Raw genomic sequence first — 25,704 nt, 5'->3', positions numbered from 1 at the left:
GAGGTTCTTGCTGCGCTGGCAGGTGGCCAGCGAGCGCTGCAGGCGGTCCAGCAGCAGGCGGCGGTTGGGCAGGCCGGTGAGGGCGTCGTAGAACGCCAGGCGTTCGATCTCTTGCTCGGCTCGCTTGCGGTCGGTGATGTCCATGGTGAAGCCGTGCGACACCACCGATCCGTCGCTCTCGCGGTGCGGGATCGCATTGGTCATGTGCCAGCGGATGCTGCCGTCGGGCATGCGCACGCGGTATTCGCACTGCCAGGGCACCAGCTTGCGCACGGAGGTGATGGCCGAGCGCTGGACCTGGGGCAAGTCCTGCGGGACCACGCGGCGCACCAGCACGCCGTGGTCGGCCGTGACCTCATCGGGCTCCACCCCCATGAACTCGCGCACCGCGTCGCTGATGTACTGCACGCTGGTCTCGCCATTGGAGTGCAGGCGGTACTCGTAGATGAAGCCGGGAATGCGGCTGGCAATGCGCTGGATGAACAGCAATTGCTCGCGCAGCTGCTCGGCCGCGCGGTGCTCTTCCGTCACGTCCTGCACCACGCCCATCACCACCTGCACGCCGTCGCGCGGCAGCGTGCGCTGCACGCGCGAGCGCATCCAGCGCACTTCGCCGTCAGGGCGGCGCCAGCGGTACTCCACGTCCAGGCCCTTGCCGCGCTCGCGCACGCGCTCGAAGACATGGCGGTCCTCCGGCAGGATGCCGCTGACGGCGCGCTCCGGGTCTACCCACTCCTGCTGCTCGAAGCCGGCGATGTTGCACAGCCCGGGCGACCACAGCAGCACCGTTTCCCCCGGGTCCTCGATCCGGCGCCAGTGCCCCGCGCGGGCCAGGCTTTCCATGGTGTTGAACACGTCGGTCTGCTCGCGCAGTTCGCGGCGCAGGTCCTCCAGGGCCCGCTCGGACGCCGCCAGCGCACTGCGCAGCGACTCCACCTCGGAGACGTCGCGCACGGTGACGACGATGCCATCGTCCGTCACGCGGCGGGCCGAGATGTCCCAGGCCAGCAGCCGGCGCCCCGGCTCCCGAACCACCTGCCGGCAATCGAGCGGCGCCCCGATGCGGACCACGCCCAACAACTGGTCCATGAGGGGGGTGTCCGCCAGCTGGTCGAACACCTCAGCGGCGTTGGCCCCGGGCTGGCGCACCGCACCCAGCCCCGGCATGCGCCGCGCCGCCGCGTTGGCGGCCACCAGCACCAAGTGGTCGGACTGCAAACGAAACTCCATCCACGCCACCGGCACCGCATCGACCAGGGCCTGCAGGCGCGCCTGTGCGCCGGGTTCCTGGCCGCCGGGAGCAGCGGGAGACAAAAGATCGGCCAACAGTTCGGACGAGATCACGGTCGTTCTGAAACCTTTGAAGCCAGCGAGGGCAGAGGCCGCTGCAGGCAGCGACGGGGCCGGCGGTCCCAGCCCATGCGCCAGCATACAGGCAAGAATATGTCAGAACGTAACAAGTGTCGGAAACTGATGGTTTTTCCCGAGGGCCTGTTCACGATTTTTCACCGTGCCCGCAAGGCAGCCACACCCGCCGAATCCAGGCGCGCGCCGCAGCCCCGCCTGGCACCCTGGGCAAGGCGCGCCACGCAGCAGGGCGCTGCTCGGCCCGGGGGGCGGAATGCGCCCTGCGAACTGCTACAGTCCACGCCTCATTTCACGCCCCCAGCATGTCCGAAGCGTTTGAGAACCACACTCCCATGATGCAGCAGTACCTGGCCCTCAAGGCCGGCTACCCCGAGACGCTGCTGTTCTACCGCATGGGCGATTTCTACGAAGTCTTCTGGGGCGACGCCGAAAAGGCGGCACGCCTGCTGGACATCACCCTCACGCAACGGGGCCAGTCGGGCGGCCAGCCGGTGCTGATGGCGGGCGTGCCGTTCCACGCGCTGGAGAACTACCTGGCCCGCCTGATCAAGATGGGCGAGTCGGTGGCCATTGCCGAGCAGGTGGGCGAAGTGGGCGCCGCCAAGGGGCCGGTGGAACGCAAGGTGGTGCGCGTGGTCACCCCCGGCACGGTGACGGACACCGAGCTGCTGTCCGACAAAGCCGAATCGCTGCTGATGGCCGTGCACCAGGCGCCGCGCGCGCGCTGCGGCCTGGCCTGGCTGAGCGTGACGCAGGGCCGCGTCTTTCTGGCCGAATGCGCGCAGGACGAGCTGGGCGCCTGGCTGGCGCGCGTGGCGCCCAGCGAACTGCTCTACAGCGCCGGTGTGACGGACCGCTTCGAGCAGCAGCTGCAGGTGCTGCGCCAGGGCGGCGCCTTCACCTGCCCCATGACGCTGCGCCCGGACTGGCAGTTCGACAGCGCCCTGGGCGAGCGCAAGCTGCTGGAGAACCTGGGCGCCGCCAGCCTGCAGGCCTGGGGCGCGCAGGACCTGGGCGAGGCGCACGCCGCCGCAGCCGGGCTGCTGGCCTATGCCGAGCACACGCAGGGCCGCACGCTGACCCATGTGCACAGCGTGCAGGTGCAGCGCAATGACGACCTGATCGACCTGCCCGCCACCACGCGGCGCAATCTGGAGCTGGTGAAGACCCTGCGCGGCGAGGACGCGCCCACGCTGTTCTCGCTGCTCGACACCTGCATGACCGGCATGGGCAGCCGCCTGCTCAAGACCTGGCTGCTGGAGCCGCGCCGCGACCGCACCGAGGCGCGCCAGCGCCTGTCGGCCACCGCGGCCCTGCGGGGCGCGGGTGGCGCGGGTGGCGGGGCTGGCCCCTGGTCCACGCTGCGCGGCGAGCTCAAGGGCGTGAGCGATGTGGAGCGCATCACCGCGCGCGTCGCGCTGCGCCAGGTGCGCCCGCGCGAGCTGGTGGCGCTGTGCAAAACGCTACAAAAATCAGAGCTGCTCGCGCTTTCTGCACAAGCGCCAGAGCCGTTTTTGGCCCAGATTTTTGACAACCTGCACCCGCCCGAAGGCTGCACCGCCCTGCTGTGCGCCGCCATCGCCGAAGAGCCCGCCGCCCTGGTGCGCGACGGCGGTGTGATCGCGGGCGGCTTTGACACCGAGCTGGACGAACTGCGTGCCATCCAGACCAATTGCGACGACTTTCTGCTGGAGCTGGAAACCCGCGAGAAAGCGCGCACCGGCATCCCCAACCTGCGCGTGCAGTTCAACAAGGTGCACGGCTTCTACATCGAGGTGACCAGCAGCCACCTGGACCGCGTGCCCGACGACTACCGCCGCCGCCAGACGCTGAAGAACGCCGAGCGCTTCATCACGCCCGAGCTGAAGGCGTTCGAGGACAAGGCCCTGTCGGCCAGCGAGCGCGCCCTGGCCCGCGAGAAGTGGCTGTACGAGCAGATCCTGGACCAGCTGCAGCCCCACATTCCGCAGCTGACCCGCCTGGCGCAAGCGCTGGCCACGCTGGATGTGCTGTGCACGCTGGCCGAGCGCTCGCTCACGCTGAACTGGTGCGCACCGCAGTTCGTGCCCGAGCCCTGCATCGAGATTGAGGGCGGCCGGCATCCGGTGGTGGAGGCGCGCCTGGCCGAGACGTCGAGCGGCAGCTTCATCGCCAACCACACGCGGCTGAACGCCAACACGCGCATGCAGGTCATCACCGGCCCCAACATGGGCGGCAAATCGACCTACATGCGGCAGGTGGCGCTGATCGTGCTGCTGGCCAGCATGGGCAGCCACGTGCCCGCGGCCAGCTGCCGCCTGGGGCCCATCGACGCCATTCATACCCGCATCGGCGCGGCCGACGACCTGGCGAATGCGCAGTCCACGTTCATGCTGGAGATGACCGAGGCCGCGCAGATATTGCACGCGGCCACTCCCCACAGCCTGGTGCTGATGGACGAGATCGGCCGCGGCACCAGCACCTTTGACGGCCTGGCGCTGGCCAGCGGCATTGCCACCCACCTGCACGACAAGACCCGCGCCTTCGTGCTGTTTGCCACGCACTACTTCGAGCTGACCGAGCTGCCCGCCAAGGCGCGCCACGCCATCAACATGCACGTGAGTGCTACCGAGAACGGCGCGGACATCGTTTTTTTGCACGAGATCCAGCCCGGCCCCGCCAGCCGCAGCTATGGGATCCAGGTTGCAAAATTAGCGGGCATGCCCTCGCCCGTGCTGCACCACGCACGCCACGCCCTGGCCGCCCTGGAAGAGCGCGCGGGCGAGGACGACCTGCAAGTGGACCTGTTCGCGGCACCCGAGGTGCCCGAGAGCGCGGGCGCCAGCCCCGTGGAGGCGGCGCTGTCCGCCATCAACCCCGATGCGCTGAGCCCCCGCGAGGCGCTGGACGCGCTGTACCAGCTCAAGAAGCTGCAGGGCGCCTGAGCCTCCGCGCACACTGGGCTGCGGCGCCCTCGCCGGGCTCAGCGCCTGTTCACGGTCTTACTGCTTGACGATGGACACCAGGGTGTCCTGCACCATCTTGCCCGTCTTCATGTCCATCCAGGGGTTTTGCACCGTGACGTGGTGCGTGCAGCCGGTGGTCATCTTCTTTTTCATCACCGCGTTGAACTCTTCCTTGCAGCCCGCCACGAAGGCGGCGGAGTCCTTGGTCGCCTCGCCCATGGGCTGGACGCCAGGCTGCGCCTGGTAGAAAGCCGCCACCTTTTGCAGCGCATCGCCCGTGCGGTAGGCCGCGCCCTCAACCCCCATCTGGCGGCGCAGGAAATCGGTGGTGGCCGCATCGGGCTTGGCGCCTGGGTACACCGCGACGCCCGCCGGCTGGGCGGCCGCGGTCAGGGCCTGGGCCGCCAACAGGGCGGCAAGCGCTGCGGTCCGCACGCACAGGGGGTTAAAAAAGGATCGTTGGAGGGTTCGGTTCATCATCATGGTGACGGCCCGCTCGCACGGGCCGGGTCGGCAAAGGTTTGGCACAACGCGCCAGGACCCTCCCGGCGCCGCGGGGAGGATTATTGAAGAGCGCCACGCACAAGCCCCCGGTTCTCGACGCCGCGGGCGTGACGTTTTCATCATTTCGGGCGCCTTTCACACCGATCGCACCTGGGCGGCCCCGGTGCGCCAGCGCACGCCGACGGGAGTGGTGGCGCTGCAGCACTACACTCTGCGGTTTATCTGCTTTTTGCTTTGCCTCTCATGACGTATTGCGTCGCCATCAAACTCAATGCCGGGCTGGTGTTCCTGTCCGATTCGCGCACCAACGCCGGGCTGGACCAGATCAGCTCCTTCCGCAAGATGATGGTGTACGAGAAGACGGGCGACCGTTTCATGGTGCTGCTGTCGGCGGGCAACCTGTCCATTTCGCAGTCGGTGCGCGAAATCCTGCAGACCGAGCAGCTCAAGGACGGCGAATCCGGCGAAACCATCTCGATCTGGAACGCCAAGAGCATGTTCGACGCGGCCCGCGTCCTCGGCTCGGCCGTGCGCCACGTGCATGAGCGCGATGGCGCGGCGCTCAAGCGCTCGGGGGTGGACTTCAACGTGTCCCTGGTGTTCGGCGGCCAGATCAAGGGCGAGGGCATGCGCCTGTTCCAGGTGTACTCGGCGGGTAACTTCATCGAGGCCACTTCGGAGACGCCGTATTTCCAGGTGGGCGAATCCAAGTACGGCAAGCCGGTGCTCGACCGCGTGCTCACCCCCGAGACCCCGCTGGACGAAGCCGCCAAATGCGCCCTGGTGTCCATGGACAGCACGCTCAAGTCCAACCTGTCCGTAGGGCTGCCGCTGGACCTGGTGGTGTACGAGGTCGATCGGTTCTCCACCGAGAAGGTGGTGTGCATCGACGAGAACAACCCCTACTTCCGCATGGTCCACGACAGTTGGGGCCAGAAGCTGCGCCAGGTGTTTGACAGCATCGAAGACCCGGCCTGGGGCGGTGGCGCCACCAGCGTGCCGATCATGGTGAACCCCGCACGCAGCAAGCCGCTCAAGAAGATCACCAACCACCTGGACAAGCTCATCTGAAGAAAGGCTTGCCCGGCATGACTGCGACGAACGCCTCCCGCCACACGCTGCCCATCGTTTTCTCGCACGCCAACAGCTTTCCCGCCAGCACCTACCGCGTGCTCTTCCGGCACCTGAAAGCCCGGGGCTTCGAGATCAGTGCCGTGGAGCGCTATGGACATGACCCGCGCTACCCGGTAACCAACAACTGGCCGCACCTGGTGCAGCAGCTGGCCGACTTCGCGACCGAACAGGTGCGTCGGCGGGGCGAACGGGTGTTTCTGGTGGGGCATTCGCTGGGCGGCTTTCTGAGCGTGATGGCGGCGGCGCGGCACCCGGAACTCGCGCGCGGCGTGGTGCTGATCGACTCGCCACTGATCGGCGGCTGGAAAGCCAACGTGGTGGGCGTGGCCAAGACGGCCCAGGTGGTGGGATCCATCTCGCCCGGCCGGGTCAGCCGCCAGCGGCGCTTCAGCTGGGCCAGCAACGAAGAGGCGCTCGAACACTTCCGCAAGAAGAAGGCCTTTGCGCGCTGGCACCCCGAGGTGCTGGAAGACTATGTGGCCCACGGCCTGCACGACCAGGACGGCAAGCGCGTGCTGGGCTTTGACCGCGCGGTGGAGACGGCGATCTACAACACCCTGCCGCACAACCTGGGCCGCCTGCTGCGCGCCCACCCGCTGCAGTGCCCGGCGGCCTTCATCGGCGGCCGCGACTCGGACGAAATGAAGCAGGTGGGCATGGCGATGACCCTGCGCGTGACCGAGGGCCGCACCATGATGCTCGACGGCAGCCACCTGTTTCCCATGGAGCAGCCCCTGGCCACGGCCGCGGCCATCGAGGCCTCGCTGCTCAATCTGGCAGCGCTGACGTCGCCCGCCACCCGGGGCTGACACCAAGCCCCCGGGGCCTGGCCGGACTCCGGGATAACAAGCAGCGCGGCCGACACGCGCATCCCCTACACTGGGGAGTGTTGTAACAGCATGATACGACCTGATGCGTGCACAAACCCTGCTCCAGCGCCTGCCGGCCGCCAGCTTCCTGCTGCTGGCGGCCTTTGGACTGGCCATGATCGCACGCGTGTACAACGACACCACCGCCGCGCTCATCACGGCGTCGGTGCTCATGTTTGCGTGCTGCTGGGCCAACGCCACCCACCTCCTGGGCGCCCGCCCTGCCTTCAGGTTCGTGCTGCTGGCCGTCGGGATGGGCTGGTTCGCGGAGCAGATGGGCACCAGCCACGGGTGGTTCTTCGGCCACTACACCTACACCGACGTGCTCGGCCCTCGGCTCGGCGATGTGCCCATCGTCATCCCCCTCATGTGGTTCGCACTGACGTACATGGGCTATGTGATCACCAACCTCATCGTCTGGCAGGCGCCGGTGGATGGCACCACGGGCCTGGGCCACGCGGCCGGATTGTCGTTCCTGGCGGCCATGGTGGTGACGGCGTTCGACCTGGGTGCAGACCCTTATTTCGTCTACACGCTCAAGGCCTGGATCATGGCCAAGACCGACGGCGCCTGGTTCGGGGAAACCGTGCAGGGCTTTGTCGGCTGGGTGTTCGTGGCCTTTGTCATCCTCTTGACCTTCCGCCTCACCGCCAGACCGCAGGCCCCACGGCCCGCCGCCCCCTTTCTGCCGCGCCACGCGCTGGTACCGCTGGCGCTGTACGGCGCGGGCATCGTCTTCCAGATGGTGATGGGCAACCCCGTAGAAATCCGCACCATCGCACCGTTCGCCATGGGCATTCCGCTGCTGTGCGCCCTGGCGGGCTGGCAGCGCTGGAGCAAGGAGACCGCCGCATGAACACCCCCTCCGCCACCGCGGCCGCCCCGCGGATTGCCGACGCCGAGCTGGCAGCCATGCAGCGCCGCGCCGACCCATTGGCCGACCAGACCCTGAGCGACATCCTCGGCGACTGGCCTGCCGGCGACGCGGCCCTGGATGCCGCTCAGTGGCGGCGGCTGGAAACCGTCAACCGCCTCATCGGCGAATGGACGGACAACGACACGTTGCAGAGCTGGCAGGCGCACGGCGACGGCGTGGACGCGTCCCTGGCGCGGGCGCTGGACCACTACGTACAGACCGCCCAGGTGCTGCCCCCCTGGGCCGACGCCCGCAAAATCGAGCGCGCCGAGCACCTGTTCATGGAGCACGGCGCGCTGTCCTGCATCCTGCTGTTTTGCGCCAGCCTGCCCGAGTGCTATGTCATCCCCGACCTGGCCAGCGTGTTGCACACATCGGGCCAGCTGGAGCAAAACGCCGAATACCGCATCCGCTCCACCGCGGCCATGATCTTCCCGGTGATGCTGCACGGGGGCCTGGGCCCGCGGGGCGCCGGCGTGGCCCAGGTGCTCAAGGTCCGGCTGATCCATGCCACCATCCGCAACCTGATCCTGCGCGGCAGCCCGCAAGCCGCCGTGCAACAACTGCTGGCGGGCGGCAACGGCAAGATTCCGGCACTGGCCCGCCAGCCCCAGGGTGGCCGCCAGGCGATGTACCAGGCCTTCTTCGCGCGGGGGTGGGACCTGGGCAGCGACGGCCTGCCCTGCAACCAGGAGGAGCAGGCCTACACCCTGCTCACCTTCAGCTACGTGTTCCTGCGCAGCCTCCGGCGCCTGGGCATCGGGCTGCCGCCTGCCGACGAGGAAGCCTACCTGCATGCCTGGAACGTGGTGGGCCATGTGCTCGGCATCGACCGCGCCCTGATGGTCGAGACGATGTCCGATGGCCACGCACTCATGGAACGCATGCAGGCCCGCGGCCGTGCCGAGCCCGTCACCCCGGACCCGCGTCCCGGCCTGGGCCGCGCGCTGATGCAGACGATGGAGAACGCGCTGCCCTGGGCGATCGCGAAACCCTTTCCCCAGCTCATGACCCGCACCCTTTGCGGCACCGCCACGGCGAACGACCTGGGCCTGACCCAGCCGGCGCCCTGGCCCTCCGCCCTGCTGTTCTGGGCCGTGCTGCTGCTGGCGCGCGCGCTTGATGCAGTCGTGCGGCGGGTGATGCCACGCTTTTCCATCGTGCGCATGCTGACCCGCGCGCTGGGCTACCACTTCATGAGCCGCGTCCTGATGAGCCAGACGCGCCCGCTGCAACTGCCCACGGAGCTGCTCCACCAGGTGGATGCGGTGGTCCACAGCTGGAGCGACGATCCCCAGGCCCCCGCGTGGGTCAACCGCCTGGAAGACCGGCTCACCACCCGCGGAAGCTGGAGCCCTGGGCTGGCGAGCCAGCCCCCGGCAGCACCGGCGGCCCAGGCGCAGCAAACCGCCTAGCCGATCCCGCCACCCCGCTGCCGCCGCCAATGAAACCGCTGCCCTGCGCCCTCCCGACGCGGCCCTGGCCGGGCCGTGCGCGCTGCGGCACCGCGGGGGCGCTGCTGCGCCTGCTGGCATTCCTGGCGTTTCTGGCACTCCTGGCGCACCCCGCGCCAGCGCGGGCCGCAACGCCCCCGCTGCTATTGACGCACGAGAGGCCGCAGCTCAATGCGTGGGACACCATCACCCTCCAGGCCGATCCAACCGACGCGCTTTCGGCCGAGGACATGCTGCGCCGGCTGGACCAGTTCGAGCCGCCCGCGCGGCGCGGCGGCTCGCTGGGCGTGCACAAGGCAGCCATGTGGCTGCACATTCCCCTGCTTGCGCCCAAGGCGCTGCCCACGCCCTGGGTGATCGATATCGGCTACAGCTCGCTGCAGGCCGACATCTACCTGGCCCGCGGCGGCCGGGTGCTCCAGCAGGTCCGCTCGGGACAGCTTGGCGCCGGTGACCTGGACATCCGCACCCCGGCAATGGCGTTCCACCTGGAGCCGGGGCAGGCCTACGACCTGCTGGTGCGTGTGCGCGCCACCGGTCCACTGATCCTGCCGATCACCCTGGGCGAAATGCCCCGCCAGATCCACCAGGCCTTGCGCGAGCAAATGCTCCAGGGCCTGCTCAACGGACTGGCGTTCTGCCTGCTGGCGTACAGCCTGGTCCAGTGGGTCACCCAACGCGAGCACCTCTTCGGCTTCTATGCCCTGGTCGTCCTGGGCAGCGCGGGGTTTTCTCTGCAGTTTTTCGGCATTGGCGACCGGTTCCTGTGGCCGGGCAACCTCTGGATGGCCCGGTATGGCGGGCTGACCGCAGGCCTGGTGGCGCTGGCAGGCTCCTTCCTTTTTCTGGGCGCAGCCTTGGCAGACGCCGCGCCCCGCAGCCGGTATGCTCGCACAATGCGCGCGGGCGCCGCCGTCACGGCCCTGGTCTGCGCCGGCGTCGTGCTCGGCGGGGTGAGCGTGCCCATCGCCATTGCCTACATGAGCCTGGTAAGCCCGCTGCCTTCCCTGCTCAGCGTGCCGGCGGCGCTCGTGCATGTGCGCCGCGGCAACCCCATCGGCTCCACGCTGCTGCTCGCCTGGGTGGCCTACGGCGTGGCCGCCGCGGTCATGGTGTGCCTGGTGCAGGGCTGGGTGCCTGCGAACTTCTGGACCGTGCACTCGTTCCAGTTCGGCGCCACGCTGGACATGCTGCTGTTCCTGCGGGTCATGGGGCTGCGGGCCAAGGCCATCCGCCTGCAGGCGCAGGAGGCCCTGCGCGAGCGCGACCTCATGCATTCCCTGGCCCACAGCGATCCGCTGACGGGCCTCAGCAACCGCCGCGGCCTGCAGCATGCGCTGCGGGCGGCGCTGGAGTCCTGCGCACCCGGCCACCTGGTGGCGGTGTACCTGATGGACCTCGACGGGTTCAAGCCCGTCAACGACTCGTACGGGCACGATGTGGGCGACGACCTGCTGGTGGCGGTGGGCCACCGGCTGCAAGCCAACGTGCGCCATACCACCGATGTCGTGGCGCGGCTGGGAGGCGACGAATTCATCATCATGGCCTGCCACCTGGAAACACCCGAAGTTGCCGACGAATTAGGGCGGGCCCTGCTCCGCGCGTTTGACCAGCCTTTCACGCTGGGGCCCTTGCATTTGAAGGTGGGGCTGACCATCGGCTACGCGCTGGCGCCCCTGGACAGCGGCGAGCCGCAGGGCCTGATCCGCCTGGCCGACGCCGCAATGTATGCAGGCAAGCAAAGCGGCAAGCACTCGCTGCGGCGTGCGGCCAGTGGCAGCGCGCGGCTGCTCACGCCCTAGCCGCGGGCAACGCCCCGCTTCGCAAGGCTGGCAAAGCGCACTCCCTGCAACCTCCCGCTGCATCTACACTGTCCCCACCACCACCCGCCATGCGCGTCACGTCCCCCACGATCTTCTGGCAATGGCTGCCGACGCCCTGGGCACGCTGGGCCCTGGGGTGCGCCTGGCTGGTGCTGGCGATGCTGTGGAGCGACAGCCGGGCGGCCACCGCTGCGCTGCCCCTGCGTGACGACGCGCCCCGGATCGAGGTGTGGCCGGCAGTGTCCGTGCTGGCCGATCCCTCCGGCGCCTGGACGCTGCAGGACGTGCTGCCCCGCACGGCGGAGTTTGAACGTCCGCCCGGCACCGCCAAGACGCTGGGAGTGCAAACCGGGGCGGTGTGGATTCGCGCCCCGCTGGATGTCTCGGCGACATCGGACGGGGTCTGGATCCTGGACATCGACTACCCCGTGCTCAATCGGGTGGAGGTGTACCTGACCCAGGACGGCCACGTGCTTCAGCAAGCCACCCTGGGCAGCCTGCAGCCCTTTTCGCAGCGCCCGCTGCGAAGCCGCACCCACGCCCTGGTGCTGCCCATGCGCGCCGGCCAGCCGTACGAACTGCTGCTGCGCGTGGAAACCCGGGGCGCCATGGTGCTGCCCATCACACTGAGCAAGCCGCCCGCCTGGCATGCGGCCGCCTTGAATGAGCAGATGCTGCAGGGCATCCTCGCCGGCCTGGCTCTGTGCCTGCTGATCTACAGCCTGGCCCAGTGGATCAACCTGCGCGACGTGCTTTTCTTGCAGTACGCGCTGCTCATTGCGGGCAGCCTGCTGTTCTCGCTGCACTTCTTCGGCCTGGCCACCCAGTACCTGTGGCAGGACAACCCGTGGTTTGAAATGCATGCGGCAGGGCTGTCCTCGCTGATGGCCACCTGCGGCTCCTTCCTCTTCATCAGCCAGGCGCTGGCCGGCCACCGGCCCGGGAACCTGCTGCTGCGCACCATGCGTTGGGGGGCCTTGCTGTGCGTGCTGCTGGCGCTGGTGCACGCACTGGACGTGCTGAACACCTCCACCATCGCCGCGGTCGTCAGCATCCTCGGGCTGGTTCCTGCCCTGATGGGCATTCCGGGTGCTGTGCGGCGGGCGGGGCGCGGCGATGCAGTGGGGGCGAGCCTGCTGCTGGCATGGGTGGTGTACTTCGCCGCCACGGCCACGGTGATCGGCGTCATCCGGGGCTGGGTGCCCGTGAACTTCTGGACGCTGCACTCCTTCCAGTTCGGCGCCACGCTGGACATGCTGCTCTTCATGCGCGTGCTGGGCCTGCGCACCAAGGCGCTGCGCATCGAGGCCCTGCACGCCAGCCGCGAGCGCGACGCCATGCGCTCGCTGGCGCACACCGACCCGCTGACCGGCCTGCCCAACCGGCGCGGCTTGAACATTGCACTCACCTCGGCCCTGCACCACTGCGGGCCCGACCGGCTGCTGGCGGTGTATGTGATGGACCTGGACGGATTCAAGCCCGTGAACGACACCCACGGCCACGATGTGGGCGATGAGCTGCTGGTGGCTGTCACCCGGCGCTTGCAAAGCCAGGTGCGGCAGAGCGACGTGGTGGCCCGCCTGGGGGGCGATGAGTTCGTGGTCATGACCGGGCAGCTGGGCAGCCCCCAGCAGGCGCACGACCTGGGCAACAAGCTGCTGGACGCGTTCCGCACGCCGTTCTCGCTGGGCGACCTGAAGATCGAGGTGGGGCTCACCATCGGCTACGCCATCTCGCCGCACGACAGCAACGACGCCGTCGGCCTGCTCAAGCTCGCGGACGCTGCGATGTACAGCGGCAAGCAGGGCGGCAAGTTCTGCGTGCGGCGCAACACGGGCGACCTGGCACTGTCGTCGGCCTAGGCGCAAAAATTCAGCACACGCGGCAGGCGCATTCCACGCTGGTCAAACTGCCCGGCTTCCGGTACACAGGGGCTCCCTTCATCCGACGGAGCAGACCCCGCCATGGCCCACCGCAAGAGCCCCGCACGCATTGCCAAAGACGCGCGCATCGCGCACTTCCAGACCCTCGCCGCCACGGCCGGCGCCGCCGCGGCCCCGGCCGTGGCGCACGGCGCCCCCCGCCTGGCCTGGACGGCCGTGGCCGGGCTGGAGGCCCGGCTGGTCGGGCGCATCGTGCTACCCACCAGCCCCGACTACAACCAGGCGCGGCAGGAATCCAATCCGGCGTTCCAGGCCTTCCCCGAGATCATCGTGTACTGCGCCTGCGAGAACGACGTGCTGGAATGTCTGGCCGTTGCCCGGCAATACCACCTGTGGGTGGCCGTGCGCTGCGGCGGCCACAGCACCGCGGGCTATTCCGTGAACAGCGGCATGGTGATCGACCTGAGCGATCTCCAGGGCGTCGTGCTGGATCCGGCACGCGAGCGGGTTCATGTGCTTCCGGGCACCGATTTCGACCATTTCAACGGCGCCATGAACCACACCGGCTGGCATGTGCCCACCGGCGCCTGCGGCAGTGTCTGCGTCGGGGGCTTTGTGCAGGGTGGCGGCTACGGCTACACCTCCCGCGCCTTCGGAATCCAGAGCGACCTGGTGGACTCCTTCCGCGTCGCGCTGGCCAGCGGGCACATCGTGACGGCCAGCGCGCAGGAGAACGGGGATCTGTTCTGGGCACTGCGCGGGGGCACGGGCGGCAATTTCGGGGTGGTGCTGCAGGTCACCTACCGCATGCAGCGCCTGGACAGCGTCTGGGCCTGGGCCATCAGCTGGGACGCGGCCCACGCCGCCGAAGTGCTCACGCTCATGCAACAGGGCTTCATGAAGACCGGCGCCCCCGACGCGCTGGGCTACATGATGAACCTGGGCTTTCAGAACAACGTGCCCGTCTACATGGTGCAGGGCATGTTCTGCGGTTCCCGCAGTGCGGGCCTGGAGGCCATCGCTCCCCTGTTGGCGATTCCGAGCGCGCAGCTGCTGGTGGACCAGACGGGCACCTACCCGGACATGAATCGCTGGCTGGAGGACCACCCCTACACGCTCCCCGACAACCTGCCCGATGGCGTGGCCGAGACCAAATGCAGCGGCTACCTCAACACCCCCCTGTCGCCCGCAGACTGGCAGCGCATCATTGACTACTTCCAGACCTCGCCCAATCCCTGGTCGCTGGCGTACCTGGAGCCCTACGGCGGCGCCATCAACCGCTACCCCGTGGCCGACAGCGCCTTCGTGCACCGCCACGCGGACGCCGACCTGGTGGTGGACGTGTTCTGGACCAACCCGCAGGAGCGCGCACAGATGGAGGCGTGGCTGGAGGGCTTCATGCAACTGGTGCGGCCGTTCCTCAACGGGCACGTGTACCAAAACTACCCGGATGCGGGCCTTGCCGATTTTCCGCAGGCCTACTGGGGCAGCGCCTACCCGCAGCTGCAGCAGGTCAAGGCCCGGTACGACCCCGCCAACTTCTTCCACTTCCAGCAGAGCATCGCCTTGCCCCCGGGCGATGCCTGAGGCACCGCCTCACGGCCCCTCGGCGTAGTGCAGCCGGCCCTTGCCGGCCCGCTTGGCGGCGTACATGGCCTGGTCGGCGCGGTTGATGAGCGTTCCGATGTCGCTGTCCCGCGGCCTGACCACGGCCACTCCGATGCTGGCGCCGACGTTGACCTCCAGCCCATCCAGCGCCACGGGGCACAGCAAGGCGTGCAGGATGCGGTGGCCCACGGTGTCGATCACCTCGCGCGTCACCTCGCAATCCAGCATGACCAGGAACTCGTCTCCGCCCAGCCGTGCCGTGGTGTCACAGCCCCGCACGGCGCCAGCGATCCGCTGGGCCATCACCCGCAGCACCTCGTCGCCCGTGCGGTGGCCCAGGGTATCGTTCACCCGCTTGAAGCCGTCCAGGTCGATGAACAGCAAGGCCACCACCCCGGCCGAGCCCCGCGCCTGTGCCAGCGCAGCCTCCAGCCGGCTCTGGAACGCCATGCGGTTGTAGAGCCCCGTCAGGGCGTCGTGGTGGGCCAGGTAATGCTGCTGGCGGGCGATCTGGATCTTGGCGGAAACGTCCTGCACCAGTGCCATGAGGGAGGCCACCCGGCCGTCGGCGTCCGTGAGCGCCGAGTTGAACCACTCGCAATGCACCTCGGTGCCGTCCTCGCGGAAGAAGCTGGCCTCCGCCCGGTTCTGGGATTCCTCCCCCGACTGCAGGCGGCGCAGGGCCTCCAGCAGCTCGCAACCCTCCTGCAGCGCCAGCAGCTCGGGCAGCGGGTGCCCCTTGAGCTCCGCCACCGCCGGCCACCCCATCAGCTGTACCGCGCGCTGCGAACAGTGCAGGAGCCGCAGGGCATGGTCCATTTCCAGAACAGCCAGGGGACTGTTTTCCATATGGGACGACAGCCGCTGGTTGGCCGCGCGCAGCGCGTCCATGGTGACCTGCAGCTCATGCACATCGAGCGCGGAAGTCATGAAGCCTTCGATGGCGCCCTGCTCGCCGTACCACGGGGTGAGGCAGATGGTGCGCCATTCGTCAAAGCCGTAGGGCGTGCGCAGCAGGCGCTGGTACTGGACCCGTTCGCCCCGCAGCGCCCGTTCCACGAACGGCATGAAGCGCTGGCACGCCTCTTCCCCATAGACCTGCACCAGCGACTGGCCCACCAGGCGGTCGGGCACCGTGCCGAACCACCGGGCATACTCGTCATTCACGTAGATCATGGTCAGGCTGCGGTCCACCACCGCCATGGTGGCGCCCGCGCTGCGGGTGACGATGTCCAGCAAGCGGGCCTTCGACGGGCCGGCCTGGCCGCCTGGGGCCCCACCGGGCTGCGACAACTCTGACTCTTCTTGCATCATGCGGCAAAGCCCCGGAGGCTGAACATCGACACGCGAGGGGGAAATCCGCCGCAGCGCACCCCCAAGGAAGCCCAAGGGTCTTGGGGCCTGGGGGGCCAAAGGCGGCTCGGCGCCTTCAGCTTAACATTGATCGAAGAAAAGCCACCGGCTTTCCTGCAGCCCGCACGGGGGCGCCTGCGCGAGGTAGCCCGCCAGCGGCGGCTATTTGCAGCAACGGTAGGCCAGCCCGACCGAGACCGAGTACCCCGTGGGCTGCACCGTGAGCGGGCTGCGCCGCGCATCGCCCTGAAGCCGGGACACCCGCGCCGCGCCCAGCACGACCCAGTGGCGGTTGAGGGCGGTCATCACCTCCACGCCGGCATCCACGCTGTACAGGCCCGCGGCCGGTGAAAACGCGGGCAGCGCCCCCACACCCCCGTCCGGCACGCCGAAGTGCGCTCGCAGATAAGTGCGGTCGCCAAAGCTGGCGCCCGCGCCGAACGTCACTTTGGTCTGGGCGGTCACCGGCCAGGTGTAGCCGATGCTGGTGGACAGCTGCGCGCCGCCGTCCCGCCCGAGGATGTCTTGCGACAGGCCCGCGCCCACGGCCCAGCGGTCCGTGAAGGCGTAGCCCGCGCTCACCCGCGCGCGCAGGGTGGAGCGCACAGACGGCAGGCCCACCAGGATGGGGGCATCCGAGCCGTCGCGCCCCTTGTCGACGCGCAGCGATGCGCTCAGGTTGAACCGGTCGCTCTGCGCCAGGGTGGCGCTGGCGCCGCCCGAATCGCGCGGCCCCAGGCCGTGGCCCATGAACGCGCTGCCGCGCGAGGTGCTGAGCCGGAAACGCCCGTATTCAATGGCCCAGGCCGGCCGCAAGCTGTTCTTGCGGCCGTCGCCGCCCGCGTAGTCGGGGCTGGAGCTGACCAGTGCCCCCAGCGCGTAGTTGAACCGAGGCTTGGCAGGCTCGTCGCCGTCCTGCGCTGCTGCTTCGGCCGCGCGCGCCGCGGGCCACGCGGCCAGGCAGGCCAGCAGGGCAACGCAGGAGCAGCGGCGAACAGGCAGGCAGGGACGGGTCATGGCGGGATTATCAGTCCGCCCACTGCACCCAGCCAGTCCAGGCGGTCAACAAAACGATGATGCCAAACACAATGCGGTAGTACGCAAACGGCACAAAGCTGTGTGTGCTGATGTAGCGCAGCAGCCAGCGCACGCATAGCCAGGCGCTCACAAACGAGAAGACCAGCCCCACGCTGAACAGGGGCAGGTCCGCCGCCGACAGCAGCGCGCGCTCCTTGTACAGGCTGTAGACGCCCGCGCCGATGAGCGTGGGGATCGCCAGGAAGAACGAGAAGTCCGTGGCCGCCTTGCGCGACAGCCCCAGCAGCATGCCCCCGATGATGGTGGCGCCGCTGCGGCTGGTGCCGGGCACCATGGCCAGGCACTGCACCAGCCCCACCTTCAGGGCGTCCCAGGGGGTCATGTCGTCCACCGACTGGACGCGGGTCGCCGAGGCCGGCCGCCGCTCCGCCCACAAAATGATGAAGCCGCCCAGAATGAACGTGGTGGCCACCACCATGGGGGTGAACAGGTGCGCCTTGATGGCCTTACCGAACAGCAGCCCCAGCACCACGGCCGGCAAGAAGCCGATGAACACGTTCAGCGCGAACCGCTGCGCCTGGCGCTCGGTGGGCAGCGCTGCCAGCGTGGCGCGGATCTTCTGCCAGTACACCAGGATCACGGCAAAGATGGCCCCGGTCTGGATGGCGATGTCAAACACCTTGGCCTTGGCATCGTCAAACCCCAGCAGCGAACCGGCCAGGATCAGGTGCCCGGTGGAGGAAATCGGCAGGAACTCCGTCAGGCCCTCGACCACGCCCATGACGGCGGCCTTGGCCAGCAATAGAACGTCCACGCGCACTCCTTGATAGAAATTTAAGTAAAAGTGGGCTCCAGCGCTTATCCAATAAGCGCAAGCAGCTATCAAAACAGGAGTATAGGCCCAGCCGCCCGGGCACCTTCGTCAGGCTGGCGGTTGCCAGGGTGCGTGCCAGCCCCCGCCCAGCGCCTGCACCAGCGCCACCGCCGCCAGTTGGCGGTTCACCTGCAGCTGCAGCAGCGCCCGCTGCGCGGACAGCGCCGCCACCTGCGCCGTGACCACCTCGGTGTAACTCATCTGCCCCTCGCGGTAGCGGTTGAGCAGCTGCTGCGCCGTGCGCTCGGCGGCCGCCACGGCTTCGCGCCGCAGCGGCTCCTGCGCTTGCAGCGTGCGCAGCACCGTGAGCTGGTCTTCCACGCCCTGGAAGGCTGTGAGCACCGTCTGGCGATAGGCCGCCACGCGCGCATCGCGGGCTGCCTGGGCCGCGTCCACCCGCGCCGCGGTGGCGCCTGCGTCAAACACGGTCTGCGCCACTGACAGGCCCAGCGACCACACCAGCGTGGAGGCCTTGAACAGGTCCGCCACGCTCGATCCCCCACTGCCCAGGGAGCCGCGCAGGCCCAGGTTCGGGAAGTAGCCCGCGCGCTGGATGCCGATCTGCGCATGGGCAGCGGCCACCGCACGCTCGGCCGCAGCAATGTCGGGCCGGCGCTGCAGCAAGGTGGACGGCACGACCGCCGGCACCTCGGGTACGGCAGCCGACCAGGGTGCGGGCGGCAGCGCAAAGTCCGCCGGGGCGCGCCCGGTCAGCACAGCCACCGCGTGCTCGAAGCGGGCGCGGTTCTGCCGCACCGTGGCCAGGTCGGCCCGGGCGTTGGCCAGCTGGGTCTGCGCCTGCAACACATCGGTCTGCGCCACCACACCCGCGCTGTAGCGGTTGCGCGCGATCTGCAGGCTGCGCTCGTAGCCCTCCACCGTGGCCTGCAACAGCTCGGCCTCGGCATCCGCCTCGCGCAGCTGGAAGTAGGCCGACGCCAGGGCGCCCACGGCCGACAGCCGGGCCGAGGCCAGGTCGGCCTCGCTGGCCTGCGCACTGGCCTGGGCGGCGTCCACGCCGCCTTGCAGCCGGCCCCACAGGTCGGGCGCCCAGTCCACCCCCAGCGAGGCTGATGTGGACAAGCCCGCGCGTGCCGCCCCCTCACCGCCGGTGCGCGTGGCACCGCCCGACAGGCCGACCGACGGGAACAGCCCCGCCCGTTCCTGCCGCACCACGGCCTGCGCCTGTGCGTAGGCCGCCGCGGCGGCGGCGATGTTCTGGTTGGACAGCTGCACCTGCGCGGCCAGGCGGTTCAGCTCGGCGTCCTGGAACAGCTCCCACCAGGGCCCGCGGTCCAGCGCGTCGGCCGGGGCGGCGGGCGTCCAGGTGGCGCCGGCTTCCTTGAACGCCTGGGGCGCCGGAGCGGCCGGGGCTTCGTAGGGTGGCTGGCTGGCGCATGCCGCCAGCAGTGCCAGCGCCAGCACGGCACCGGCGCGCGGTGCGTGGCGTGCCGAGGGTGCGCGAAGGGGGAAGGAACGTGTCTTCATGGTGCGCGGTCACGGCGCTGCGCCAGAAGCGGCAGCGCGGCTGAGTTGTTGTTCGTTGGGGGCGGGCCTGCGTAGCTTGTCCAGCAGCACATACACCACCGGCGTGGTGAGCAGGGTGAGCAACTGGCTGGCCACCAGCCCGCCAATAATGGCCACACCCAGGGGCTGCCGCAGCTCCGACCCCTGGCCGAAGCCGATGGCCAGCGGCAACGCGCCGAGCGCCGCCGCCACCGTGGTCATGAGAATGGGGCGAAAGCGCAGCAGGCAGGCCTCGCGCACCGCCTCCAGCGCCGTGAGCCCGCGTGCGCGCTCGGCCTCCAGCGCAAAGTCGATGATCATGATGGCGTTCTTCTTGACGATGCCAATGAGCAGGAACACGCCGATGAGCGCGATGATGGTGAACTGCATGCGGAACAGCAGCAGCGCCAGCACCGCACCCACGCCGGCCGAAGGCAGCGTGGTCAGCACGGTCACCGGGTGGATCAGGCTTTCGTACAGCACCCCCAGCACGATGTAGATCACCACGATGGCCGTGATGATCAGGAACAGCTGCTGCCCCTGCGACTGCTGCGCGCTGAGTGCCGTGCCCTGGAAGCTGCCCCGCACGTTGGTGGGCATGGCGATGTCCGCCTCGGCCTGCTGGATGACCTGGCGCGCCTGTCCGAGCGACGTGCCGGGGTCGATGTTGAACGAGATGGTGGTGGCCAGCTCGCCGTCCTGGTGGCTGATGGAGGTGGGCGAGGCGCGCTCCACCACGCGGGCGATGGCACTGAGCGGCACCATGGTGGAAGGCTGGGTGCTGATGACCTGGCCGGTGGAGGCGCCGCGCTGGCCCGGATTGGCCGCCGTGCCGGTGGCCCCCGTGGGGTTGGCAGCGACATAGATGTCGGCCAGCGCGGGCGGGCCGCGCGTGTATTCGGGCCCCCACTCCATGATGACCGCGTACTGGTTGAGCTCGTCGTAGATGGTGGCCACGGAGCGCTGGCCGAAGGCGTTGTACAGCGCGTTGTCGATGGCCGATGCACTCACGCCCAGGCGCGAGGCGCTGGCCCGGTCCACCTCCACAAAGGTCTCCACGCCGTTTTCGGCCTGGTCGGTGTCCACATCCTGCAGCAGGGTCTCTTCCTTCAGCCGGTCTGCCAGCTTGCCGGCCCACAGCTTCAGGTCGGCCAGGTTGTCGCTCTTGAGCGTGTACTGGTAGGTGGAGTTGCTGGAGCGCCCGCCCATGCGCAGGTCCTGCACGGGGTTGAGAAACACGCGCAGGCCGGTGATCTGGTTGAGCTGCGGCCGCAGGCGGGCGATGACGGCGGGTGTGCTGTCGGTGCGCTGCGCAAGGGGTTTGAGATTGACGAACATGAAGCCGCCGCCCGCGCGGCTGCCGCCCGAGAAGCCCACCACCGTGTCCACCGCGGGATCCTTGCGGATGATCTCCACGGCCTCGCGCAGCTTGCGCGCCAGCGCCTCGGACGAAATGCTCTGGTCGGCGCGCAGGCCCGCGTTGAGCTGGCCGTTGTCCTGCTCCGGAAAGTAGCCCTTGGGAATCTTGGCGAACAGGTAGACGTTGAGCCCGATCACCGCCAGCAGGATGAGCACCACCAGCGCCTTGCTCGCCAGCGCCCAGTCCAGGCTGTGCTCGTAGCCGCGCAGCACGCGCCGGTAGCCGCCTTCCGCCCAGCGGGCCAGGCGCGAGGGGGGCTTGTCATGGCCCGGGGCGTGCGCACGCAGCAGCCACGCGCACATCATGGGCGTGGTGGTGAGCGAGATCACCAGCGAGATCATCACCGCCACCGACAGCGTGACGGCAAACTCGCGGAACAGCCGGCCCACCTGCCCCTCCATGAACAGGAGCGGGATGAACACCGCCACCAGCGACAGGCTGATGGACAGCACGGTGAACCCCACCTCGCGCGCGCCCTGCAGCGCTGCCTCCAGCCGGCCCATGCCCGCCTCGATGTGGCGCATGGTGTTCTCCAGCACCACGATGGCGTCGTCCACCACAAAGCCGGTGGCCACCGTCAGGGCCATGAGGCTCAGGTTGTTCAGGCTGAACCCCAGGAAGTACATGATGCCGAAGGTGCCCAGCAGCGACACCACCGTGGCAACGGCGGGGATCACCGTGGCGCGCGCCTTGCGCAAGAAGAGGCCCACCACCAGCACCACGAGCGCGATGGACACCATCAGCGTCAGCTCGATCTCGCGCAGGGACGAGCGGATGGAGTTGGTGCTGTCGGACGCCACGGCCACCTGGATGTCCTGCGGCAGCTGGGCCTGCAGCTCGGGCAGCAGCGCGCGCACGGCATCCACCGTTTCGATGATGTTGGCGCCGGGCTGTCGCGTGACCAGCACGATGATGGCGGGCTCGCCATTGAACAGGCCCACCGTGCGGCGGTTCTCCACGCCGTCCACCACCCGCGCCACGTCGCCCAGGCGCACGGCCGCGTTGTTGCGCCAGGCCACGATCAGCGACGCGTACTCCGCCGCCTTGCGGGCAGGCTGCGGGGTGTAGATCTGCAGCCGTCGCCCGTCGCCCTCGATCGCGCCCTTGGGGCGGTTGGCGTTCGAGGCCTGGATGGCCGCGCGCACGTCCTCGGTGCTGATGCCGTAGCGGTGGAGCGCAAACGGCAGCAGCTCCACCCGCACGGCAGGCAGCGAGCCGCCACCGATCTCCACCTCGCCCACACCGTCCACCTGCGACAGGCGCTGGCTCACCACGTTGGAGACCGCGTCATAAATCTCGCCCGGCGTACGCGTCTTGGACGTGAGCGCCAGGATGATGACGGGCGAGGCCGCCGAGTTGCGCTTGCGGTACGTGGGGTTGCTGCGCAGCGTGGCCGGCAGGTCGGCCCGGGCCGCGTTGATGGCGGCCTGCACTTCGCGGGCGGCGGCATCGATGTTGCGGTTCAGGTCGAATTGCAGGCTGACGCGGGCCGACCCGTTGGAACTGCTCGACGTCATCTCATTGACGCCCGCGATGACCCCCAGCCGCCGCTCCAGCGGCGTCGCGACGCTGGTGGCCATGGTTTCGGGGCTGGCCCCGGCCAGGGTGGCCGACACGGAAATGGCCGGGTAGTCCACCTGCGGCAGCGGCGACACCGGCAGCACGAAGAACGCCGCGATGCCCGCCAGCGCCACGCCGATGGTCAGCAGCACCGTGGCCACCGGCCGCTCGACAAAAGGGCGCGACAGGTTCATGCCGCGTCCTCCGGCTGCAGGGGCGCCGCGGCCGTGCCCCGGCCCGTCACGCGGCGGCCCAGGCGGTCAAACGCCAGGTAGATCACGGGCGTGGTGAACAGCGTCAGCAGCTGGCTCAGGATCAGGCCGCCAAAGATGGCCAGGCCCAGCGGGCGGCGCAGCTCCGCCCCGTCGCCCCAGCCCAGCATCAGCGGCAGCGCCGCGAACAGCGCCGCCAAAGTGGTCATGAGGATGGGCCGAAAGCGCAGCAGCGCCGCCTGGTGGATGGCCTGCTGGGGCCCCAGGCCCTGGTGTCGCTCGGCGTCGATGGCAAAGTCGATCATCATGATCGCGTTCTTCTTGACGATGCCGATCAAGAGGATGATGCCGATGATGCCGATCACGCCCAGGTCGTTGCCCGTGAGCATCAGGGCCAGCAAGGCCCCCACGCCGGCCGATGGCAGGGTGGAGAGAATCGTCACCGGGTGGATGTAGCTTTCGTACAGCACGCCCAGCACGATGTACACGCACACCATGGCCGCCAGGATCAGCCACAGCTGGCTGGAGAGGGATTTTTCGTACGCCCCGGCGGCGCCCAGGAATTCCATCGACAGGCCCGCAGGCATGCCGATCTCCTTCGCGGCGGCGCGGATCGCGTCCACCGCGCTGCCCAGCGACGTGCCGGGCGCCTTGTCAAACCCCAGCGTGGCGGCGGGGTACTGGGCCACGCGCGTGACCTGCAAGGGCGCCAGCTGTTCACGGATGGTGGCCACCGCCGCCAGCGGCGTGGGCGTGCCGGCACCGGTGCGCAGCGGCAGCGTGCCCAGCGCTTCGGGGCTGCTCAGGCCCTCGGGTTGCGCCTCCAGAATCACGCGGTACTGGTTGGTCTCGGTGAAGATGGTGGAGACGATGCGCTGGCCGAAGGCGCTGTACAGCGTGTCGTCGACCGTGCTGGCGGTGACGGACAGGCGCGACGCCGTGTTGCGGTCGATGTCCACAAACGCCGACAGGCCCTGCGCACCGGCGTCCGTGGTCGCATTGCGCACCTTGGGCTCGCTCTGCAGGCGGTCCACGAGCTTGCGCGTCCACGCATTCACCTGGGCCGAATCCACCCCGCCGATGGACACGCGGTATTCCGTCGGCCCGGTCTCTGCATCGATGGTCAGGTCCTGCGTGGGCTGCAGGTACAGCGTGACGCCCGCCACGGCCTGCACGCGCTCGCGCAGGCGCTGCACGACGGTGTCCTGCGCGTCGCGCTGCGGCTTCAGGTTGATGAGCATGCGCCCCGCATTGAGCATGGTGTTGTTGGCCGCATCCACACCCACGAAGGAGCCGAGCGACTCCACATCCGGGTCTTGCAGGATGGCCCGTGCCGCCGCCTGCTGCAGCTCGCTCATGCGGGCATAGGACACGTCCTGCGAGGCCTCAATGCGCGCTTGCAGCTGCCCCGTGTCCTGCGTCGGAAACAGGCCCTTGGGAATCACGACATACAGCAACGCCGTCAGCACCAGCGTGAGCACCGCCACCACCAGCGTCACGCCCTGGTGGCGCAGCACCCACTGCAGCCACTGGTCGTATCCGCCGATCACCCGCTCGAAACCCCGGTTGATCCGCCCGGCCATGCCGTGCGCGCCGCCGGCGGGCTCCGCACGCAGCCAGCGCGCCGCCATCATCGGCACCAGCGTGAGCGACACCACCGCCGAGATGAGGATGGTGATGGCCAGCGTGACGGCAAATTCGCGGAACAGCCGGCCCACCACGTCGCTCATGAACAAGAGCGGAATCAGCACCGCGATCAGCGACACGGTGAGCGAGATGATGGTGAAGCCGATCTGCGTGGCGCCCTTGAGCGCGGCCTGGAACGGCGGGTCTCCCTTCTCCAGGTAGCGCGCGATGTTCTCGATCATCACGATGGCATCGTCCACCACGAAGCCGGTGGCGATGGTCAGCGCCATCAGGCTCAGGTTGTTCAGGCTGTAGCCCAGCAGGTACATCACCCCGCAAGTGCCGATCAGCGAGATGGGCACGGCCAGGCTGGCAATGACGGTGGCGCGCAGGCTGTGCAGGAAGAAGAAGATCACCAGCACCACCATCAGCACGGCCAGCACCAGCTCCATCTCCACATGGTGCACGGAGGCGCGGATGCCCGTGGTGCGGTCGGACAGCACCTGCACCTTCAGCGATGCGGGCAGCCCGGCCTGCAGCTCGGGCAGCAGCTTCTTGATCTGGTCCACCGTGGCGATCACGTTGGCGCCCGGCTGGCGTTGCACATTCAGGATGATGGCTGGAGTGAGTGTGGCCCCCACGCTCCCCACTCCGTGTGGTTCGCTGCCCCCCGAGGGGGCGCTCGCCGCCTTGGGGCGGCCCGGCGGCGGCTCGGTGGCCCCCACGCTCCCTGCGTCGCTGCCACCCGAGCCCACACCTGCCCACGCCCCCAGCCGGTTGTTCTCGGCGCTTTCCACCACGCGGGCAACCTCCACCATGCGCACCGGCGCGCCGTTGCGCCAGGCCACGATGAGGTTCTTGTAGTCGTCCACCGTCACCAGCTGGTCATTGGCATTGATGGTGTAGGAGCGCTGCGGTCCGTCAAAGCTGCCCTTGGCGCTGTTGGCATTGGCGGCGGTGATGGCGGTGCGCAGCGTGTCCAGGCCGATGCCGTAGGTGGCCAGGGCCTTGGTGTCGGCCTGGATGCGCACGGAGGGGCGCTGCCCGCCGCCCAGCGTCACCAGCCCCACGCCGCCCACCTGGCTGATCTTCTGCGCCAGCCGGGTGTTGACCAGGTTCTGCACTTCGGTCAGCGGCAGCGTGTCCGAGCTGATCGCCAGCGTCAGCACCGGCGCGTCGGCCGGGTTGACCTTGGCATAGACCGGCGGCGCGGGCAGGTCGGCAGGCAGCAGCGAATTGCCGGCATTGATGGCCGCCTGCACCTCCTGCTCGGCCACGTCCAGCGCCAGGCCCAGGCTGAACTGCAGCGTCACGATGGACACCCCGGCCGCGCTCGTGGAGGCCATGCGCTCCAGGCCCGGCATCTGGCCGAACTGGCGCTCCAGCGGCGCACTCACGGTGCGGCTCATCACCTCCGGGCTCGCGCCGGGGTACAGCGTCTGCACCTGGATCGTGGGGTAGTCCACCTCGGGCAGGGCCGACAGCGGCAGGAAGCGAAAGCCCACCAGCCCCGCCAGCACGATGGCCAGCATGAGCAGTGCGGTGGCAACGGGCCGTTCAATGAAAGGACGCGAAGGACTCATGCTTGCGAACCCGTCCGTTCACGAGGCC

At 69.0% G+C, this 25,704-nt stretch carries 16 protein-coding genes; 8 read left to right on the top strand and 8 right to left on the bottom strand.

Annotated elements, in window-relative coordinates; all coding sequences use genetic code 11:
• On the bottom strand, positions 1-1,344 hold a 1,344-nt coding region (locus tag LWW96_RS09825; protein ID WP_291486441.1), incomplete at its 3' end, for a PAS domain-containing protein.
• A gap of 326 nt (positions 1,345-1,670) precedes the next feature.
• Here LWW96_RS09825 and mutS point away from each other — a divergent pair.
• Positions 1,671-4,292 (top strand): DNA mismatch repair protein MutS, encoded by a 2,622-nt coding sequence (gene mutS, locus LWW96_RS09820; protein WP_291486439.1) that lies wholly within the window; start codon positions 1,671-1,673, stop codon positions 4,290-4,292.
• Between the two features lie 57 nt (positions 4,293-4,349).
• On the opposite strand, the gene LWW96_RS09815 is transcribed toward mutS, so the two are convergent.
• Positions 4,350-4,748 (bottom strand): hypothetical protein, encoded by a 399-nt coding sequence (locus tag LWW96_RS09815; RefSeq protein WP_291486437.1) that lies wholly within the window; start codon positions 4,746-4,748, stop codon positions 4,350-4,352.
• A 312-nt stretch (positions 4,749-5,060) separates the two neighbouring features.
• Between LWW96_RS09815 and LWW96_RS09810 the strand changes: the two genes are divergently transcribed.
• The 7 genes from LWW96_RS09810 to LWW96_RS09780 all read left to right on the top strand — a co-directional run bounded on the left by LWW96_RS09810 (position 5,061) and on the right by LWW96_RS09780 (position 14,483).
• On the top strand, positions 5,061-5,888 hold the full coding sequence (locus tag LWW96_RS09810) for a proteasome-type protease (RefSeq protein ID WP_291486436.1): 828 nt from the start codon (positions 5,061-5,063) through the stop codon (positions 5,886-5,888).
• Between the two features lie 17 nt (positions 5,889-5,905).
• Positions 5,906-6,760, top strand: coding sequence for an alpha/beta hydrolase (locus LWW96_RS09805; protein ID WP_291486434.1), 855 nt, complete (start codon positions 5,906-5,908; stop codon positions 6,758-6,760).
• 103 nt (positions 6,761-6,863) lie between these two features.
• On the top strand, positions 6,864-7,676 hold the full coding sequence (locus tag LWW96_RS09800) for a carotenoid biosynthesis protein (protein WP_291486432.1): 813 nt from the start codon (positions 6,864-6,866) through the stop codon (positions 7,674-7,676).
• Positions 7,673-9,151: an oxygenase MpaB family protein gene (locus LWW96_RS09795; RefSeq protein ID WP_291486430.1), complete on the top strand. Its 1,479-nt coding sequence runs from the start codon at positions 7,673-7,675 to the stop codon at positions 9,149-9,151. The genes LWW96_RS09800 and LWW96_RS09795 overlap by 4 nt, the downstream gene beginning before the upstream one ends.
• A 29-nt stretch (positions 9,152-9,180) precedes the next feature.
• On the top strand, positions 9,181-10,992 hold the full coding sequence (locus LWW96_RS09790) for a diguanylate cyclase (protein WP_291486428.1): 1,812 nt from the start codon (positions 9,181-9,183) through the stop codon (positions 10,990-10,992).
• Between the two features lie 89 nt (positions 10,993-11,081).
• Positions 11,082-12,875: a diguanylate cyclase gene (locus LWW96_RS09785; protein WP_291486426.1), complete on the top strand. Its 1,794-nt coding sequence runs from the start codon at positions 11,082-11,084 to the stop codon at positions 12,873-12,875.
• Between the two features lie 102 nt (positions 12,876-12,977).
• A complete protein-coding gene (locus LWW96_RS09780; RefSeq protein ID WP_291486424.1) occupies positions 12,978-14,483 on the top strand; it encodes an FAD-binding oxidoreductase in 1,506 nt (501 codons plus the stop codon).
• Between the two features lie 9 nt (positions 14,484-14,492).
• Here LWW96_RS09780 and LWW96_RS09775 read toward each other — a convergent pair whose 3' ends face one another.
• The 6 genes from LWW96_RS09775 to LWW96_RS09750 form a co-directional block, all read right to left on the bottom strand.
• Positions 14,493-15,815 (bottom strand): diguanylate cyclase, encoded by a 1,323-nt coding sequence (locus tag LWW96_RS09775; RefSeq protein ID WP_366117935.1) that lies wholly within the window; start codon positions 15,813-15,815, stop codon positions 14,493-14,495.
• 204 nt (positions 15,816-16,019) lie between these two features.
• Positions 16,020-16,874 (bottom strand): MipA/OmpV family protein, encoded by an 855-nt coding sequence (locus tag LWW96_RS09770; protein ID WP_291486420.1) that lies wholly within the window; start codon positions 16,872-16,874, stop codon positions 16,020-16,022.
• Between the two features lie 10 nt (positions 16,875-16,884).
• Positions 16,885-17,709, bottom strand: a complete 825-nt coding sequence (locus tag LWW96_RS09765) for an undecaprenyl-diphosphate phosphatase (RefSeq protein ID WP_291486418.1) — start codon at positions 17,707-17,709, stop codon at positions 16,885-16,887.
• A 108-nt stretch (positions 17,710-17,817) separates the two neighbouring features.
• Entirely contained in the window at positions 17,818-19,257 is a 1,440-nt protein-coding gene (locus LWW96_RS09760; RefSeq protein WP_291486416.1) for an efflux transporter outer membrane subunit, read from the bottom strand.
• Between the two features lie 9 nt (positions 19,258-19,266).
• Positions 19,267-22,449: an efflux RND transporter permease subunit gene (locus tag LWW96_RS09755; protein ID WP_291486414.1), complete on the bottom strand. Its 3,183-nt coding sequence runs from the start codon at positions 22,447-22,449 to the stop codon at positions 19,267-19,269.
• Positions 22,446-25,676: an efflux RND transporter permease subunit gene (locus LWW96_RS09750; RefSeq protein WP_291486413.1), complete on the bottom strand. Its 3,231-nt coding sequence runs from the start codon at positions 25,674-25,676 to the stop codon at positions 22,446-22,448. The genes LWW96_RS09755 and LWW96_RS09750 overlap by 4 nt, the downstream gene beginning before the upstream one ends.
• Positions 25,677-25,704 lie beyond the last annotated feature (28 nt).

Source organism: Acidovorax sp. (assembly GCF_021287135.1).
Taxonomy (GTDB): domain Bacteria; phylum Pseudomonadota; class Gammaproteobacteria; order Burkholderiales; family Burkholderiaceae_C; genus Acidovorax.
This window is presented reverse-complemented; position numbering and strand designations above follow the sequence as displayed.